We start from the raw sequence: 17635 nt of genomic DNA on the forward strand, positions 1-17635 counted from the left end.
TAAAATAATTCAAATGATAAAAAATAAAAAAGGCTGTCAAAAAATGACAGCCTTTAAATATATTTTAAGAATGAAGTAATTAGTCCAGTTTCACATTTCCTCCAGTCGAACTACCACCTATTATATCATCAACTTTTACATTTCCTCCCGTTGAACTACCACCTATGATGTCATCTACTTTTACATTTCCTCCTGTTGAACTACCGCCTATAATATCGTCCACTTTTACGTTTCCTCCTGTTGAACTACCACCTATAATATCATCGACTTTTACATTACCTCCCGTTGAACTACCACCAATAATTGTACTATTACCGTTTCCTGGAGTTGTGAAAGAACTCATTGTTACTACTAAAGAAAATAATGCGATTGTTGAAACTAATTTTTTCATGATTAAGGGTTTTATGATTTGGTTATTTTTTACTGTTATGAACTGCTTTAATTGCTGTTCCTTGATGTAAAATTATAGCGACATCCTTCATTATCAATCAAAAAATAGGAGTATATGGTGAAGTGCGGTAGTCTACTAGTAAACAACCGTCAAATTATGGTAATCGTAGTTATTTTAGATTTCAAGGTAATTATCACTCGAAATTTTACTAATAATCAAGTCTATATTAGATTTATACGTTTTAGAAAAAGGAATCTTTGTGAGCGTATGCTTAATATGACAAAGAGCATTCCCTGTATGTATTCTTGAGATATAACAGCTATTCACGATATAGCTGTTGTGTATTCTAATAAAGGGATAATACAGCGCTGATTCAAAATGTTTAAGCGTCTTAAAAGCTGTAATCATCTCCCCCGTTTTTAAATGAATGTCTGTTGAATTATTATCTGCTTTTAAGTAGGCAATGTCACGTGTATCGATATACCGGTAATCTCCATAGGATTTTATACATAAAATAAGTCCTTGTTGGGAATTTGTATTTTGATTGCTAATAGAAACTGTTTTAGATATAATCTCATCATTTAACAAAGCCATCTGATTGCTATCATTATTTAGCTTTGTTAATAACTGCATAAAATCGCCTCTACTGGGTGATTTCAAAATATAATCTGTAACTGCATATTTAATGGCTTCGTAGGCTAATTTCTTTGCTTTTGTTACAACAACTATTTTAGGAACAACTTTTAGACAACGGTGCAATTCATTAATAAGTGATAAGGATAACTTACTTTTTAAATTAGTAGGATCTATTTCTAGAAATACTAGATCAGGCTTATTCTCAAGAATGATATTGACCCCTTTTTTATAATTATTGGCTGTGCCTACAAAGATTAATTCTGGAAAACTACCAGCCATGGCTTGGGTTTCCAAGGTACCTTGTTTGTCATCATCGATAATTACATAAGAATAACTCATCTTTGTCCAATTTATTTTCTCTTATTCACTTTTTAATGGGCCGGGATCGAAAAAGCTATAGCTCTAAATCTTCCCTATTAAAGTTAACTTTTTTGTACCTAACAATTTCAAAATGTTAATTTAACTCGTTTAAAGGCAAATATACGGGATTAAATACACATTGGTTTTCATTTAGTTGCTACAGACACTCTAGCTATACCAAAAAAAAAGCTCTCCAAAATAGGAAAGCTTCTCTTTAAACATATTTTAAAAACAACTGTTACATTTTCATTAACCAGTTTTTCACTGCTACTTCATTTTCGATTATAGCCTTCAATTCTGATATTTTAACGCGATCTTGTTTCATTGTATCTCTATGACGAATGGTCACTGTTTGATCTTCGGCAGTTTGATGATCAACAGTAATACAAAAAGGAGTACCCAATGCATCTTGTCTTCTATAACGACGACCTACAGCATCTTTTTCATCATAAGTGACTTGGAAATCCCATTTCAACTCATCAATGATTTTATGTGCAATTTCTGGCAACCCATCTTTTTTAACAAGTGGCAATACCGCTGCTTTTGTAGGGGCTAAAACAGAAGGTAATTTTAATACTGTTCTAGTAGACCCATCTTCTAATGTTTCTTCTTTTAATGATGTAGCAAAAACAGCTAAAAACATTCTATCTAATCCTACAGAAGTTTCTACAACGTAAGGAACGTAATTTTTATTTAATTCGGCATCAAAATACTGTAGTTTTCTACCTGAGAACTTTTCGTGTGCTTTTAAATCAAAATCAGTACGAGAGTGAATCCCTTCCAATTCTTTAAAACCAAATGGGAAATTAAATTCAATATCTGCGGCAGCGTTAGCGTAATGCGCTAATTTCTCATGATCATGAAAACGGTAATTCTCTTTTCCTAATCCTAAAGATAGGTGCCATTTTAATCTTGTTTCTTTCCAGAATTCATAGTGCTTCATCTCATCACCTGGACGTACAAAAAATTGCATTTCCATTTGTTCAAATTCACGCATACGAAAGATAAACTGTCTTGCAACAATTTCATTTCTAAATGCCTTACCCGTTTGAGCAATACCAAAAGGCACTTTCATTCTTCCTGATTTTTGTACATTCAAGAAGTTTACAAAAATACCTTGAGCTGTTTCTGGACGCAAGTATAAGTCCATTGCCGTATCTGCAGATGCTCCTAATTTTGTACCAAACATCAAGTTAAATTGACGTACCTCTGTCCAGTTACGAGAACCAGACTCAGGACATGCAATCTCTAATTCTTCGATTAAAGCTTTTACATCTTCAAGATCTTCATTTCCTAATGAGCGCCCTAAACGCTCTAGAATTTCTCTCTCGCGTGCTTTGTATTCTACAACTCTAGGATTTGTAGAAACAAACTCTGCTTCATTAAAAGCTTCACCAAAACGAACTTTGGCTTTTTCGACTTCTTTAATTGCTTTTATATTCAGCTTTTCAGCATAATCTTCAATTAAAACATCGGCTCTATATCTTCTTTTCGAATCTTTATTATCAATCAATGGATCGTTAAAAGCGTCAACGTGGCCAGATGCTTTCCAAGTTGTAGGGTGCATTAAAATAGATGCATCTAGTCCTACAATGTTATCATTCATCTGAACCATTGATTTCCACCAATAGTCACGTATGTTCTTTTTTAACTCTACCCCGTTTTGTGCATAATCGTATACTGCACTTAAACCATCGTAAATTTCGCTTGACGGAAATATAAAACCGTACTCTTTTGCGTGCGAAACTACATTCTTAAAAATATCTTCTTGTTTTGCCATATTGCAAAAATATAAAAAGAGAATTTAAAAAAAAGAAAATCATACAAGATTGAGCCATTGATTTTCATATTTTTATAAATAAAATCATAAAAAACATGTTTAAAAGCTTACTTAACCTCTTCTTTCCTAAAACATGTAGTGGCTGCAGCAGTTATTTAACGGCTAATGAAACTATAATTTGCACCACATGTCGCCACGATATTCCATTAACAAATCACTATTTGAATCAAGAAAACGAGGCTTTTAAAAAATTTTATGGACGTGTTGCTGTTCGTCATGTCTCTTGCTTTGTTTATTTTCATAAAAAAGGTATTGTTCAAGAAATGATACACAATTTAAAATATAGAGGTCATGAGGAGGTAGGATCAATGTTAGGAAACTGGTATGCAGCGGATCTAAAATCAGTTCCTGAGGTAACTTCTGCAACTTGTATAATTCCCGTTCCTTTACATAAAAGAAAGTTAAGAGAAAGAGGCTACAATCAAGTAGCTACTTTTGGGAAAGCATTATCTACACAATTGAGTCTACCTTACAACGACAAAGTTCTTATTAGAAAAGTATATTCTAAAACGCAATCTAAAAAAAATCTACTAGGACGAACAGAAGGAATTCAAAGCACTTTTGACGTTAATTTCACCAGCGACGACCACAACAAACATTTTTTACTCATTGATGATGTCATCACCACTGGCGCTACACTTGAAGCCTGCTCTAAGGCCTTATTAAAAATCCCCGGAGCTAGCATTAGCATCGTTTGTATGGCAATGACCGAATCGTAAAACGGAGAAGTGCCGCTTTTATAATTTTCTAAAAATCAGTTTGAAAAAGAGATTTTATTCTAAAAACTGTTCGAATTGTAGCAACTATCTAATTATTTAATGAAATTATAACAAAATAGAATTTCCAATTCCAAAGTTAAATGTTTAAATTTGAATAAAATTTTATAAATATTTAAACAAACATATTATGGCTTTTGAATTACCTCAGTTACCTTATGCGTATGACGCATTAGAACCAAATATTGATGCACGCACGATGGAAATTCATCATTCAAAGCATCATAACGCTTATACTACAAACCTTAATGCCGCTGTTGCTGGAACAGACATGGAAGGTAAAACAATAGAAAACATCCTTATCAACCTTGATTTAAAGAACGCAGCTGTACGTAATAACGGTGGTGGTTTTTACAATCACAACCTTTTCTGGACAGTAATGTCTCCTGGTGGTGGTGGATTACCAACTGGTGATTTACTTGCTGCTATCGAAGGTGATTTTGGAAGTTTTGAAGAATTCAAAGCAAAATTCAGTAAAGCTGGAGCAACACAGTTTGGTTCAGGATGGGCTTGGTTATGTGTTCATAAAGGTGGAAAGCTTGAAGTATGTGGAACTCCTAATCAAGACAACCCTTTAATGCCAGGTGTTGGTTGTGGTGGAACTCCAATCTTAGGAATGGACGTTTGGGAACACGCTTACTACTTGAACTACCAAAACAGAAGACCAGATTATATTGAGGCTTTCTTCAATGTAATTAATTGGACTGAAGTTTCAAGAAGATTTGCATCTGAGAAATAGTCTTTTTTAGACAATAAGTTAAAAAAAAGAGACAAACAGCGTTATAGTTGTTTGTCTCTTTTTTTGTTTAACCCTATCTGTTTTATTTTCGAAAAAATAAATGTGGCACAAAAAAAAAGACGAGTAAACTAATACGTTTAATCGTCTTTCTTTCAGCCAATTAATTGACTTTAATGTAATAAAAAAGGCGGAATTTCTTCCACCTTTTTTGCCCCAAATCTACCATAAATTTAACCTACTAATTTTATGGTTCTGTAAATCTAAAGTACTACTTCAATTTTTACAAACATTTTAGACGAATGACACATAAACCCGATTAAAGGAACTTTTTAACATATATTAGTATGCTCGAGCATCTTTTCCTTCATAAAAATTCATAAAGGCACGGTTTACCACTCGATTACCTCCAGCTGTAGGATAGTCTCCAGTAAAATACCAATCGCCTAAATTTTTAGGACAAGCGATATGTAAATCTTCTACTGTTTGAAAGATAATTTTCACCTCTGCTTTGATTTCTGGCGAACTCAACATTTCTGCAATTTTATCTGAAACTTCTTGAGGTTCAAAAGGCGCATAAATTTCAGTTACATAGTTCACCACATCAGTATCTACATAATCTTCTTGAGCCTTACATTTAGCATAAACCTCGTCTACAATGTGGTATAAGTTTCTTTCCTTTAAAAGTGCTAATGCAGCTCTAAAAGCAACTAAACCTTCCATCTTTGCCATATCAATACCGTAGCAGTCAGGAAATCTAATTTGTGGCGCTGATGACACTACCACAATACGCTTAGGATTTAAACGATCCATCATTTTGATGATACTCATTTTTAAAGTCGTACCTCTAACAATACTATCGTCTATGATTACTAAATTATCTGTAGGCTTGATAACGCCGTAAGTAACGTCATATACGTGTGCAACTAAGTCATCACGACTACTGTCCTCAGTAATAAACGTTCTTAATTTAGCATCTTTAATCGCTACTTTTTCAGTACGGATTTTTACAGCCAATAGTTCTTGTAAACTTTCTGCTGTAAGCGTATCTCTATTTTTTAATATGTAATTGTTTTTTCTTTGATTTAAAAAGTCCTGAGCAGCTTCTACCATTCCGTAGAAAGAAGTTTCAGCAGTATTAGGAATATAAGAAAAAACAGTATTATCAGTATCTTGATCGATGGCGTCTAATACTGCAGGTAAAATCAATCTACCTAGATTTTTTCTTTCTTGATAAATCTCAGCATCACTACCTCTAGAAAAGTAAATTCGTTCAAACGAACATGCTTTTTTAACTGTAGGAGTTAAAATCTCTTGCATAGAAACAGTACCGTTCTTTTTAATTATCAATGCATTTCCTGGCTCAATTTCTTGAACTTTATCAAAGTCAACATTAAAAACTGTTTGAATAACAGGTCGCTCTGAAGCAACAACTACCACTTCATCGTCTTGGTAAAAATACGCCGGGCGAATACCCGCTGGATCTCTAAAAACAAATGCATCACCATGACCCAGTAATCCTGCCATAGCATAACCACCATCTAGATTTTTTGCAGCTCTAGTTAAAATCTTTGCTACATCTAATTTTTCAGCAATAATAGGAGACGCTTCTCTTTTTGACAAGCCATTGTTTTTACACTCTTGGTATAAATCAGTCACTTCATCATCAAGAAAGTGTCCAATTTTTTCCATTACAGTAACAGTATCTGCCATTTCTTTAGGATGCTGTCCTAACTCAATCAAGTTATTAAACAGTTCCTTAACATTAGTCATATTGAAATTTCCAGCAAGAATAAGGTTGCGGTGCATCCAATTATTTTGACGTAGAAAAGGGTGCACACTTTCGATACTATTTTTACCAAAGGTTCCATAACGTACGTGCCCTAAAAACAACTCCCCAATGTATGGAATCTTAGCTTTTTGTAGTTCGACATTATCAGCATATTCAGGATGCGCTGCCATCTCATCGTTAATGCGATCATTTATTTGAGCAAAAACATCTTGAATAGGTTGCGCGTGATTTGAACGCACACGGCTTATGTAACGCTCTCCCGGCTCTACATCTAACTTGATACTAGCAAAACCAGCTCCATCTTGTCCACGGTTGTGCTGTTTCTCCATTAAGAGATACATTTTTTGTATCCCGTAAAAAGCAGTTCCGTACTTTTCTTTATAATATTCAAGCGGTTTAAGTAGTCTAACTAAGGCTATACCACACTCGTGTTTTAAAGCATCGCTCATTGTGTTGTTGTTTGTTGTGTTGTTTAATTGTATTAGACTTTATATTTAAAGAAGGCAACAATAATTGTACCTATATAATAACTCTAAATTAAAATCAAAAAAAGCCCCGTTTCCGAGGCTTTAAGACATTATATTTCTATATCAAATTGTGTTAGTGACTTAAATTGCTCTAAGCGCGATACCACATCTTTTTTATCTAAAGCAACCATTCGTTCTGTTCCAAATTTTTCAACACAGAAAGAGGCGAGATTAGATCCGTAAATAATAGCGTTTTTCATATTTTCAAAAGAAATGTTTTCGCTTTGAGTAATAAACCCTGCAAAACCTCCTGCAAAAGTATCTCCTGCTCCTGTTGGGTCAAAAACTTCTTCTAACGGTAAAGCCGGTGCAAAAAATATTTTTTCGTCTTGAAAAAGTAAAGCGCCATGCTCTCCTTTTTTAATCACTACATATTTAGGACCCATTGTTTGAATTTTGGCAGCAGCCTTAACAAGAGAATACTCCCCTGATAACTGTCTTGCTTCCTCATCATTAATTGTAATCACATCTACACGTTTCATTACATGTAATAATTCAGGTAGCGCGCAGTCCATCCAAAAGTTCATTGTGTCTAAAACAATTAATTTTGGCTTAGTAGTCATTTGATCAATAACACTGCTTTGTACTAATGGATGTAAGTTACCCAACATTACCACATCTGCGTTTTTATAATTTTCTGGAACCTTAGGTTGAAAATCAGCTAAAACATTCAATTGCGTATCCAGCGTATCTCTAGAATTAAGATCGTTATGGTAGCGACCACTCCAGAAAAATGTTTTACCACCTTTAACTACTTCAAGACCAGAAATGTCAATATTTCTCTCAGTCAATAAATCTAAATATTCTTGTGGAAAGTCATCTCCTACTACAGAGACAATAGCAGATTGTAAGTTAAAAAAAGAAGCCGATAAACCAATGTATGTTCCTGCTCCACCTAAAATTTTATCTGTTTTCCCGAAAGGAGTTTCAATTGCGTCGAAAGCAACTGTTCCAACAATCAATAATTTATTCATCTATATGAGTTTCAAATTAAGGCGCAAAGATAGTTTATAACTTTGATAGTTGCAAAGATTCAAAGTCGCAAAGTTTTCATAATAATTCCCCTGATTCGCCCTCATAAACAACATCGATTGAAACTTGTTTTTGCATTGATCCCATCACTGCTAACACATCACAGCGTTCGTTTTGCGGATGGTTATTATGCCCTTTAATCCATTTAAAATCTACTTGATGCTTTCTATAGACAACTAACAAGCGTTTCCATAAATCGGCATTTTTACGGTCAACAAACTTCTTTTTCTCCCAGCCAAACACCCATTTCTTAACCACTGAATCGACTACATATTTAGAATCGCTTACTACAAGCACTTTTGTATTAGGATTTTTAAGTTTTTCAAGACCTACAATTACTGCTAGCAATTCCATCCTATTATTTGTCGTCATTCTAAAACCTTCAAAAAACTCTTTGCGATAGGTCTTCCCTTCTTTAACAGTTTCCATTACCACTCCGTAACCACCGCGACCTGGATTACCCTTTGCGGCGCCATCTGTATATATATGTACTTCGTAGTTCATTACTTGTCTTTACTTTAGCGCTATTTTCGAAAAAAAAATTATTTTAAAATATCTTCAATAACCTTGGGGAAGTATTTTTGCTCTAGTGAATGTATTTTCTCTGCAACAACAGCTGCAGTATCAGTTCCTAAAACAGTAACTTTTTTTTGAAAAATCTGAGCCCCTTCATCGTAGTTTTCGTTTACGTAATGTATAGTAATCCCAGTTTCCTTCTCTCTATTAGCTACGACAGCCTCATGAATATGCATACCATACATTCCTTTTCCTCCATACTTAGGCAGCAGCGCTGGATGGATATTTATAATAGAATTAGGATATTCAGCAATTATTGACTCAGGAAATTTCAATAAAAAACCGGCTAAAACAATCAAGTCAGGTTGTATCTTATTAATTTCTTGTAATACATTACCTTCATTTAAATCGGTTTTACTAAAAGTATGTGAAGCAATTCCTAGATTTTCTGCTTTACTGATTACTCCAGCTTTTACATTGTTAGAAAACACAGCAACAACCGTAGCGATATCATTATTATGGAAGTGCTTTATTATGTTTTCAGCATTACTGCCCGCTCCAGAAGCAAAAATTAGAATTTTTTTCATGATTGACCGTGTTTAATTTTAAGCAAAAAAAAGAATAAAAAACTAAAAAAAAGAACATTGAGAAGCCTTTGTTAAAATATTTTTTTTAAATTTAGTTAATACATTTATCAACTTATGCGTTGTTTTAAAATAAAGTTTTTTATTTTTGCCAACAAATTAAATTCTAAAATTAAAGATTATGTCAGACATTGCATCAAGAGTAAAAGCGATTATCGTAGACAAATTAGGTGTTGACGAAAACGAAGTTGTAACAGAAGCAAGCTTCACTAATGATTTAGGAGCTGACTCATTAGACACTGTTGAGCTTATTATGGAATTCGAAAAAGAATTTGACATTCAAATTCCAGACGATCAAGCAGAGAACATCGCTACTGTAGGTCAAGCAATCTCTTACATCGAGGAAGCTAAAAAATAATAAATGAAGCACCCGTATACCATCACGGTGTACGGGTGTTATTATTTATTTTTTAAAAGAACAAAATTCAGATTGAATCTAGAATTCAATCAAAAGGAATATTTACAACTTAATGCCCACGGCTCTTTAAACAATACAGTGAAGATAGCGTGGGTATTATTGTTTAAAGATAATAAAATATACAGTTATGGTATTAAAACGAGTTGTAGTGACGGGTTTAGGTGCTCTTACTCCTATAGGAAATAATATTCAAGAATATTGGAACAGCCTGATTAATGGTGTTAGTGGCGCTGCGCCAATAACCTACTTTGACGCTTCAAAATTCAAGACTAAATTCGCATGTGAATTAAAGAATTTCAATGTTGAAGATTTCTTAGATAGAAAAGAGGCTAGAAAAATGGACCGTTATGCACAGTATGCAATGGTATCATCAGAAGAAGCTGTAAATGATGCTGGCTTTAATTTTGAAAAGCTAGATAAAGATAGAGCTGGAGTAATCTGGGGTTCAGGAATAGGTGGTTTAGAAACTTTTCAAATTGAAATGTTGAACTTTTCTGCTGGTGATGGAACGCCAAAATTTAATCCTTTCTTTATACCAAAAATGATTTCTGATATCGCTTGTGGTCATATCTCAATCAAATACGGTTTTAGAGGCCCTAACTTTGCTACTGTTTCGGCTTGTGCCTCATCTACAAATGCAATTATTGACGCATTCAATTATATTCGTTTAGGTCACGCTGACGTAATGGTAACTGGTGGTTCTGAAGCCGCTGTAACTATTGCAGGTATGGGTGGTTTTAACGCTATGCATGCTTTATCAACAAGAAATGACGATCCTAAAACTGCTTCAAGACCTATGGATAAAGACCGTGACGGTTTTGTTCTTGGTGAAGGTGCTGGAGCATTAATTCTTGAAGAATATGAGCACGCTGTTGCTCGTGGTGCTAAAATTTACTGTGAAATAGGTGGTGGAGGTATGTCTGCAGATGCACATCATATCACTGCTCCACATCCAGAAGGATTAGGTGCAAAAAATGTTATGTTGAATTGTTTGAGAGATGCAGGTTTGAAACCTACAGATGTTGATGGATTAAACATGCACGGTACTTCTACTCCATTAGGAGATTTAGCTGAGTCTAAAGCAATCGAACACGTATTTGGAGAACATGCCTACAGCATGAACTTGAATTCAACGAAATCAATGACAGGTCACTTATTAGGAGCTGCCGGTGCTGTTGAGACAATCTCTTCGATTCTTTCAATGAAGCATGGTATCGTACCTCCTACAATTAACCATTTTACTGATGACGAAAACATTGATTCTAAATTGAACTTTACATTTAATGTAGCTCAAAAAAGAGAGATGAACGTTGTAATGAGTAACACCTTTGGTTTTGGAGGACACAACGCTTGCGTGTTAGTTAAAAAATTAGAATTGTAATCATTCTTTATGAGTATATTCAAAAAAATATTTTCAAAATCCCGTTCTCAAGAAGACGGGATTTTTTTTAACGCTGTTGAAAAAATCCTAGGTTTTGCCCCACAAAATCTAGAAAATTATAAAAAAGCATTCACACACCGCTCGTTAAATCGCTTGAGTGACGAGGGGAATCCTATAAATTATGAGCGTTTAGAGTTTCTAGGTGACGCTATGTTAAGCTCAGTTATTGCCGCTTACTTATTTACCGAAGCACCTCACGGTGATGAAGGTTACTTAACAAAAATGCGTTCTAAGATCGTGAGTCGCGAACACTTAAACGAATTAGGAAAAGATCTCAACTTGATCCAATTTGTAGAAAGCAAAGTACCCGTTAATCATTTTGGAGAGAATATACATGGTAATATTTTTGAATCATTGGTAGGAGCAATTTACCAAGATCGTGGCTATAATTACTGTGAACAATTTATTCAAAAAAGAGTTATTGTTCCCTATGTTGATCTCGCCAGATTAGAAGGTAAAGTGATAAGCTATAAAAGCTTAGTTATCGAATGGTGCCAAAAAGAAAAAAAAGTGTTTCACTATGACATCTTTGAAGACAATGCAATCGATGGACAACGCCTTTTTGGGGTACGATTAAGTATTGATGATAAAGTAATTGCAAAAGCACGTGCTACATCAAAAAAGAAAGCAGAAGAAAAAGCATCACAAAGAGCTTATTTTGCATTTCAAGAAAAAATGGACAAGAAATAATATCAAATCCATCAAAACTACAACGTTTTCGTTCATAAATTAACGAAATCATTACATTTTCTACTCTTATACTTCGATAGAAATAGTATCTTTACGATATTATTTTTAATGAATATGGCTATTCACAAACTAGATCTTGGCGAATTTGACGAAGTAGATTATTTCTTAATCGCATTACATACTTCATTAGAAGATTATCGTTTGGCTTACTTTATTAATCAAAAACTCCCCATTAATTTATCAAAAAGTAATGAGGAAGTTCAAATAAATATTAAAGAAGGCGAGACTAATTTTGCGCGCTTTTATTATTACGATTCTGAGAATGCCGTTTCTTGGAATTTAATTCAAAATAAAAATGAAGTGCTTCAGCATAAAATGAATCCATCACAAGATTTATTTGCCGCAATTACAATGGAGATTTCAACAAAAGTTTTCTTACTACCAGAATTTAAAAAAGCAGATTATTTTTTAAAAATAGAAAACATTGACGACACCATAGACGTGTCCCAAATTAAAACCACGTTAAATAGTATAGATAGCATCTCAGCAATATACACTGTAGATACGAATCTAATAAAATCGAAAAACAATTTAATTTTTTAAAAAAAATGATTCCAAACAAAAAAACCAAAATTGTAGCCACATTAGGTCCTGCATGTAGCACAAGAGAAATTATAAAAGATATGATTGACGCAGGTGTCAATGTATTTAGAATTAACTTTTCGCACGCAGACTACGAAGGTGTAAAAGAAAAAATCAATATCATTAGATCTTTAAATGATGAATTTGGCTATACTACAGCAATCCTAGGAGACTTACAAGGTCCTAAATTGCGTGTAGGAATAATGAATGAGGGAGTTGTCGTACATGACGGTAATTTAATCACATTTACTACAGCTGAAGAGGTGATTGGTACGGCCGAAAAAGTTTTCATGAAATATAAAAACTTTCCTAATGATGTAAATCCAGGAGAAAGAATTTTATTAGATGACGGAAAATTAATTTTCGAAATTGTCTCTACCGATAAAGAAACAGAAGTTGTAGCTCGCGTTATTCAAGGAGGAGAATTAAAATCTAAGAAAGGGGTTAACCTACCGAATACTAAAATATCACTTCCTGCTTTGACAGAAAAAGATATTGCAGATGCGATATTTGCAATTGGTCAAAAAGTAGACTGGATTGCACTTTCTTTTGTAAAAACACCACAAGATTTAAAAGACTTACAAGATTTAATCAACGAGCACTCTGACGTTAAAATCCCAATCATTGCCAAAATCGAAATGCCCGAAGCATTAGAAAACATGGATAAGATTGTTGCTTATTGTGACGGACTTATGGTTGCACGTGGAGATCTAGGAGTTGAACTTCCTGCTCACGAAGTACCTTTAGTACAAAAAGATCTTATTCGTAAAGCAAAAATGGCGCGTATTCCTGTAATCGTTGCTACACAAATGATGGAAACAATGATCACTAGCTTAACTCCTACAAGAGCCGAAGTAAATGACGTTGCCAACTCAGTTATGGATGGAGCAGATGCTGTAATGCTTTCTGGAGAAACAGCTGCAGGAAATTATCCTGTTCAAGTAATCCAAAAAATGACACAAATTATACAAGCGGTAGAAGATTCTCCACTTATTCAAGTGCCACAAAACACACCACAAATTAAAACAAAACGTTTTATCACTAAAACAATTTGTCGCCATGCTGCAATTATGGCTGATGCTATAAAGGCAAAAGCTATTTGCACCTTGACAAACAGTGGATACACAGCATTCCAAATCTCGGCTTGGAGACCATCAGCACATATTTTAGTTTTTACTTCTAATAAAAGAATTGTAACACAATTGAGTTTGTTATGGGGAGTAAAATCATACTACTATGACAAAACGGTTAGTACAGACGATACCGTTACTGATGTTAATGAAATTGCAAGACAAAAAGGATATGTAACTAAAGGGGATTTCTTAATCAACTTAGCAGCAATGCCTATTAAAGAAAAAGGAATGGTAAATACCTTAAGAGTTTCTGAAATAGAGTAATCTCTTTTCAACACAAACAATAACCGCCTAAATCAATTTGACTAGGCGGTTTTTTTTGTCCTAAAATTTAAATTATCTTTGAATAAATTAAACCAACTATTCAACATGAATCTCAAATCAAAAAATCCGTTTTTGAATAACAAATCATTTTCAGCTACATCAGCTCATAAAAGCGATCAAGTTCATCGTGCCACCGTTATTGATTACAATCAAGAAATGACTGTAGCAGGAACGATTAATAAAACGTTCATTTTATTTTTATTACTAATAGCATCAGCAATGGTTGTGTGGTGGATGGCTTTTAACGGTATGAATCCTATTATGCCAGCTATAGCAGGAGCAATTATAGGATTAATATTAGTGGTTGCAGCAGCATTTAAACCACAATACTCAGGATATTTAGCTCCTGGCTATGCGTTATTTGAAGGGTTATTCATTGGTGGAATCTCTGCTATATTTGAAGCCAAGTATCCTGGAATCGTAATACAAGCCGTAGGGGCAACATTTGTAACATTTGGAGTATGCCTAGCATTATATCGTTTTAAAATTGTAAAAGTTACAGAGCAATTTAAATCCATAGTGGTTGCGGCAACACTAGCAATAGCTACTTATTACTTAATTTCGTGGTTGTTTTCAATGTTCACAGGTTATAAACCGGTACATTACGACAACTCCTTAATGAGTATTGGTATCAGTGTATTTGTAATCATTATTGCTGCATTAAACTTATTTTTAGACTTTGATCGAATAGATAAAGGGGCACAACAAAAAATGCCAAAATACATGGAGTGGTTTGGAGCCATGGGATTAATGGTAACCCTCGTGTGGTTGTATATCGAATTCCTAAGATTACTTTCTAAATTATCTAGTAAAGACTAGCCGTAACTTAATTAAAATTTAAAAGCCCTTAAAACACATCAGTAGTTTTAAGGGCTTTTAAATTTATATGAAATCAAGAACTATGCAGCTTGTTCAAACGCTATAAAGTGCGACAAGTCTCCGCTTTTATTAAAAACTGGAAAACCTTTTATAATACAATAATAAAGATCGCCATTTTTCTTATAATTTATTACTTTCTTCTCAAAAGACACCTTATTCAAAATAGCTTCACGAATCTCATTTGAAGTGACAGCACACGTTTTTTCACCTTGAAACATTCTAGGACTCTTCCCTACAACTTCATCAGGCTTATATCCATTCATTTTAGCGATATTCTGCGATGCAAATACAATTGTAAGGCTTGAATCTGTAACGACAATAACTTCGTCTTTAAGAATGTCTTTTAAGTCCCAGTTTTTATTTGACCACTTGGACTCAATTGCGAGTTGGCTTATTTTTTTAGTATCTGAATTAATAGCGCGAAAATCATTAATCAAATCACCATAAAAATCCCATGAAGTAATGGGACTTGTACTTAATCTCAGTTCTTGGTTAAACTTAGCTACTCCTTTATCGTACTCTAAAAAATTCATCATCTTGCATTATTTTTAGTCAAATATAAATTTAAAAACAAAGACAAATACCACAAAATGAGCATTTAACTTTTGTTCAACCTAAAATTTAACTTTAAAACGGAAAGGATAGCTGCACCACGACAGATTTCTTGACTTCTGTATTTAAATTGCTCATAGAAATCCCCAGCAAGCGCACAGAATCTTTCATACGCTCTTGATACAACAATTCGGTTACAGATTCCATAATTAAGCCTTTATCCGCAATAAAGTATGGCAAGGTTTTACTACGAGTTTGCTGCGTAAAATCACTGTATTTAATTTTAAGTGTAACTGTTTTTCCAGAAACTGTACTTTTCTTCAAGCGGCGTTCTAATGTTGCCGCTATTGCTTCTAATTGCTCCAACATAAATATCTCAGATGATAAATTAGTATCAAAGGTATGTTCTGCAGCAACTGACTTAGAAACTCGATTTGCTTTTACTTCACTGTTATGAATTCCACGCACAACATTATAATAGAAGTTCCCTGCCTTTCCAAAATGCTTTTCTAAAAATTCTACAGATTTACTTTTCAATTCTAGACCAGTAAATATTCCTAACTGATACATCTTCTCTGTAGTTACCTTACCTACACCGTAAAATTTACGTATGGGCAGCACCTCTAAAAAAGCAATCACTTCATCCGGATTCACCGTTTTTTGCCCATTAGGCTTGTTATAATCACTAGCAATCTTAGCAACAAATTTATTCACAGATATACCTGCCGAAGCCGTCAAACCAACTTCATTATAGATACGCGCCCTAATCTCCTCAGCCAGCAAACTAGCACTTGTAATTCCCTTTTTATTAATGGTTACATCAAGATAGGCCTCATCAAGAGAAAGCGGCTCTACCAGATCAGTATAGTCCTTAAATATCTTGTGAATTTTAATCGAAATCTCCTTGTATCGTTCAAATCTAGGTTTCACAAAAATTAAATCGGGACAGTTTCTCTTGGCTAGAACACCACTTATTGCGCTACGAACACCAAATTTTCTAGCTTCATAACTTGCTGCTGCCACCACACCACGATTCTCAGAACCACCTACAGCAATGGGTTTCCCTTTTAGTTCAGGATTATCCATTTGTTCCACAGAGGCATAAAAAGCATCCATGTCAACATGTATAATTTTTCTATTTAAGGTTGTGGTTTCCATTTTACAAATTTATAGCGATTTCCATAAAAAAGAACCGCCTTTGATGTTAAATAAATTTGATACATTTGACACTCCTAAGGGATTAATTCAAAGCAAAAAAGACAACTAATGATTGAGATCGAACGCAAATTTCTAGTAACTTCTGATGTGTTTAAATTGGAGTGTTTTTCGAACAAAAAGATAAAACAAGGGTATTTAAGTTCGGTACCAGAAAGAACAGTTAGAGTACGTACTAAAGGCGATCAGGCCTACTTAACAATTAAAGGAGCTTCAAACGAATCTGGGATGTCACGATTTGAATGGGAAAAAGAAATTTCAATTACTGAAGCCGAATGCTTATTACAATTATGCGAAAGCGGTGCAATCGATAAAATAAGATATGAAGTAAAGGTGGGCAATCACATCTTTGAGATAGATGAATTCTACGGTGAAAATTCAGGATTAATTTTAGCCGAAGTAGAACTTAAATTTGAAGAGGAACAATTCCAGAGACCTTCTTGGCTAGGAGAAGAGGTAACTACTGATCCTCGATATTACAACGCTTATCTCAATTCAAATCCATTTAGTAAATGGTAATCAAAAATACTTAGTGAAATTAAGGGTTGAAAACTTCGATTGTCACAGTCATCACACCGATGCCTTTGTTTTTAGCAATTTCCATAAATGCTTTTTTAGACAGATCTATTTCTCTTGATCTCACAAATGGTCCGCGATCATTAACTTCTACAACAACCCACTTACCGTTAACTTGGTTAGTCACTTTTAACATAGTACCAAAAGGAAACTTTTTATGAGCAGCCGTATAAGCGTTCATGTTAAATGGAGCACCACTGGCAGTTCTTCTTCCATGAAATTTATCAGCATAATAAGACGCACGAGCATTTGTTTTATAGGCAGCTAGTTTCCCGTATTTCTCAGTAAGAGTATCCTTAGCTATATCTTTTTGAGCTAAAACTGCGACTTTACTTTTCTTTAAAGTATCTTTTTGAATTGCAGTTTTTTGTAATGAAACCTTTATTTTATCAGCAATAGAGCTTTGACTCGTTGCAATACCAATGATTGCTATTAGTAAAAAAGGTGTAATTAATTTTCTCATATCATTTTATATTTCAGTTCAACTTTTACAAAAACCATACCTAGATAAAAAA

19 protein-coding genes are annotated in these 17635 nt (G+C 34.1%); 9 read left to right on the forward strand and 10 right to left on the reverse strand.

Annotation, left to right across the window (positions count from 1 at the left end; genetic code table 11):
• Window positions 1-79: 79 nt before the first annotated feature.
• The 3 genes from HNQ00_RS09140 to HNQ00_RS09150 all read right to left on the reverse strand — a co-directional run bounded on the left by HNQ00_RS09140 (window position 80) and on the right by HNQ00_RS09150 (window position 3167).
• Window positions 80-391, reverse strand: coding sequence for a hypothetical protein (locus tag HNQ00_RS09140; RefSeq protein WP_026708508.1), 312 nt, complete (start codon window positions 389-391; stop codon window positions 80-82).
• A 174-nt stretch (window positions 392-565) separates the two neighbouring features.
• Complete coding sequence (locus tag HNQ00_RS09145; RefSeq protein WP_173838032.1) at window positions 566-1366, reverse strand: LytR/AlgR family response regulator transcription factor; 801 nt, start codon at window positions 1364-1366, stop codon at window positions 566-568.
• Between the two features lie 259 nt (window positions 1367-1625).
• On the reverse strand, window positions 1626-3167 hold the full coding sequence (locus HNQ00_RS09150; protein WP_173838033.1) for a glycine--tRNA ligase: 1542 nt from the start codon (window positions 3165-3167) through the stop codon (window positions 1626-1628).
• Between the two features lie 95 nt (window positions 3168-3262).
• Here HNQ00_RS09150 and HNQ00_RS09155 point away from each other — a divergent pair, with 95 nt between their 5' ends.
• Both HNQ00_RS09155 and HNQ00_RS09160 read left to right on the forward strand, forming a co-directional pair.
• Window positions 3263-3946: a ComF family protein gene (locus HNQ00_RS09155; RefSeq protein WP_173838034.1), complete on the forward strand. Its 684-nt coding sequence runs from the start codon at window positions 3263-3265 to the stop codon at window positions 3944-3946.
• A 187-nt stretch (window positions 3947-4133) separates the two neighbouring features.
• Complete coding sequence (locus HNQ00_RS09160; RefSeq protein WP_173838035.1) at window positions 4134-4742, forward strand: superoxide dismutase; 609 nt, start codon at window positions 4134-4136, stop codon at window positions 4740-4742.
• A gap of 339 nt (window positions 4743-5081) precedes the next feature.
• Here the strand turns inward: HNQ00_RS09160 and HNQ00_RS09165 are convergent, their stop codons facing one another.
• The 4 genes from HNQ00_RS09165 to purN all read right to left on the reverse strand — a co-directional run bounded on the left by HNQ00_RS09165 (window position 5082) and on the right by purN (window position 9193).
• Complete coding sequence (locus tag HNQ00_RS09165; RefSeq protein ID WP_173838036.1) at window positions 5082-6980, reverse strand: amidophosphoribosyltransferase; 1899 nt, start codon at window positions 6978-6980, stop codon at window positions 5082-5084.
• A 128-nt stretch (window positions 6981-7108) separates the two neighbouring features.
• The gene (locus HNQ00_RS09170) at window positions 7109-8032 is read right to left on the reverse strand and encodes a PfkB family carbohydrate kinase (RefSeq protein ID WP_173838037.1); all 924 of its coding nucleotides are present in this window, start codon (window positions 8030-8032) and stop codon (window positions 7109-7111) included.
• Between the two features lie 76 nt (window positions 8033-8108).
• The gene (gene rnhA / locus HNQ00_RS09175; RefSeq protein ID WP_173838038.1) at window positions 8109-8594 is read right to left on the reverse strand and encodes a ribonuclease HI; all 486 of its coding nucleotides are present in this window, start codon (window positions 8592-8594) and stop codon (window positions 8109-8111) included.
• A gap of 38 nt (window positions 8595-8632) precedes the next feature.
• Complete coding sequence (purN, locus tag HNQ00_RS09180; protein ID WP_173838039.1) at window positions 8633-9193, reverse strand: phosphoribosylglycinamide formyltransferase; 561 nt, start codon at window positions 9191-9193, stop codon at window positions 8633-8635.
• 178 nt (window positions 9194-9371) lie between these two features.
• Here purN and HNQ00_RS09185 point away from each other — a divergent pair, with 178 nt between their 5' ends.
• The 6 genes from HNQ00_RS09185 to HNQ00_RS09210 all read left to right on the forward strand — a co-directional run bounded on the left by HNQ00_RS09185 (window position 9372) and on the right by HNQ00_RS09210 (window position 14717).
• The gene (locus HNQ00_RS09185) at window positions 9372-9608 is read left to right on the forward strand and encodes an acyl carrier protein (protein WP_007137004.1); all 237 of its coding nucleotides are present in this window, start codon (window positions 9372-9374) and stop codon (window positions 9606-9608) included.
• A 187-nt stretch (window positions 9609-9795) separates the two neighbouring features.
• Complete coding sequence (gene fabF / locus HNQ00_RS09190; RefSeq protein WP_173838040.1) at window positions 9796-11049, forward strand: beta-ketoacyl-ACP synthase II; 1254 nt, start codon at window positions 9796-9798, stop codon at window positions 11047-11049.
• Between the two features lie 9 nt (window positions 11050-11058).
• Window positions 11059-11799: a ribonuclease III gene (rnc, locus tag HNQ00_RS09195; RefSeq protein ID WP_173838041.1), complete on the forward strand. Its 741-nt coding sequence runs from the start codon at window positions 11059-11061 to the stop codon at window positions 11797-11799.
• A 114-nt stretch (window positions 11800-11913) separates the two neighbouring features.
• Window positions 11914-12402 carry an IPExxxVDY family protein gene (locus HNQ00_RS09200; protein ID WP_173838042.1) on the forward strand — a complete coding sequence of 163 codons (489 nt, stop codon included), beginning with the start codon at window positions 11914-11916 and terminating at the stop codon, window positions 12400-12402.
• A 5-nt stretch (window positions 12403-12407) separates the two neighbouring features.
• Complete coding sequence (pyk, locus tag HNQ00_RS09205) at window positions 12408-13838, forward strand: pyruvate kinase (RefSeq protein ID WP_173838043.1); 1431 nt, start codon at window positions 12408-12410, stop codon at window positions 13836-13838.
• Window positions 13839-13943: 105 nt separating this feature from the next.
• Window positions 13944-14717, forward strand: coding sequence for a Bax inhibitor-1/YccA family protein (locus HNQ00_RS09210; RefSeq protein ID WP_173838044.1), 774 nt, complete (start codon window positions 13944-13946; stop codon window positions 14715-14717).
• Between the two features lie 80 nt (window positions 14718-14797).
• On the opposite strand, the gene HNQ00_RS09215 is transcribed toward HNQ00_RS09210, so the two are convergent.
• Entirely contained in the window at window positions 14798-15313 is a 516-nt protein-coding gene (locus tag HNQ00_RS09215) for a PAS domain-containing protein (RefSeq protein WP_173838045.1), read from the reverse strand.
• Window positions 15314-15404: 91 nt separating this feature from the next.
• The gene (dinB, locus tag HNQ00_RS09220) at window positions 15405-16487 is read right to left on the reverse strand and encodes a DNA polymerase IV (protein WP_173838046.1); all 1083 of its coding nucleotides are present in this window, start codon (window positions 16485-16487) and stop codon (window positions 15405-15407) included.
• Between the two features lie 108 nt (window positions 16488-16595).
• Here dinB and HNQ00_RS09225 point away from each other — a divergent pair, with 108 nt between their 5' ends.
• Entirely contained in the window at window positions 16596-17063 is a 468-nt protein-coding gene (locus tag HNQ00_RS09225) for a CYTH domain-containing protein (protein WP_173838047.1), read from the forward strand.
• A gap of 19 nt (window positions 17064-17082) precedes the next feature.
• Here HNQ00_RS09225 and HNQ00_RS09230 read toward each other — a convergent pair whose 3' ends face one another.
• Window positions 17083-17583, reverse strand: coding sequence for a septal ring lytic transglycosylase RlpA family protein (locus HNQ00_RS09230; protein WP_173838048.1), 501 nt, complete (start codon window positions 17581-17583; stop codon window positions 17083-17085).
• Between the last annotated feature and the right edge of the window lie 52 nt (window positions 17584-17635).

Origin of the sequence: Flavobacterium aeripolare (assembly GCF_013294025.1) — a bacterium.
Taxonomy (GTDB): domain Bacteria; phylum Bacteroidota; class Bacteroidia; order Flavobacteriales; family Flavobacteriaceae; genus Flavobacterium.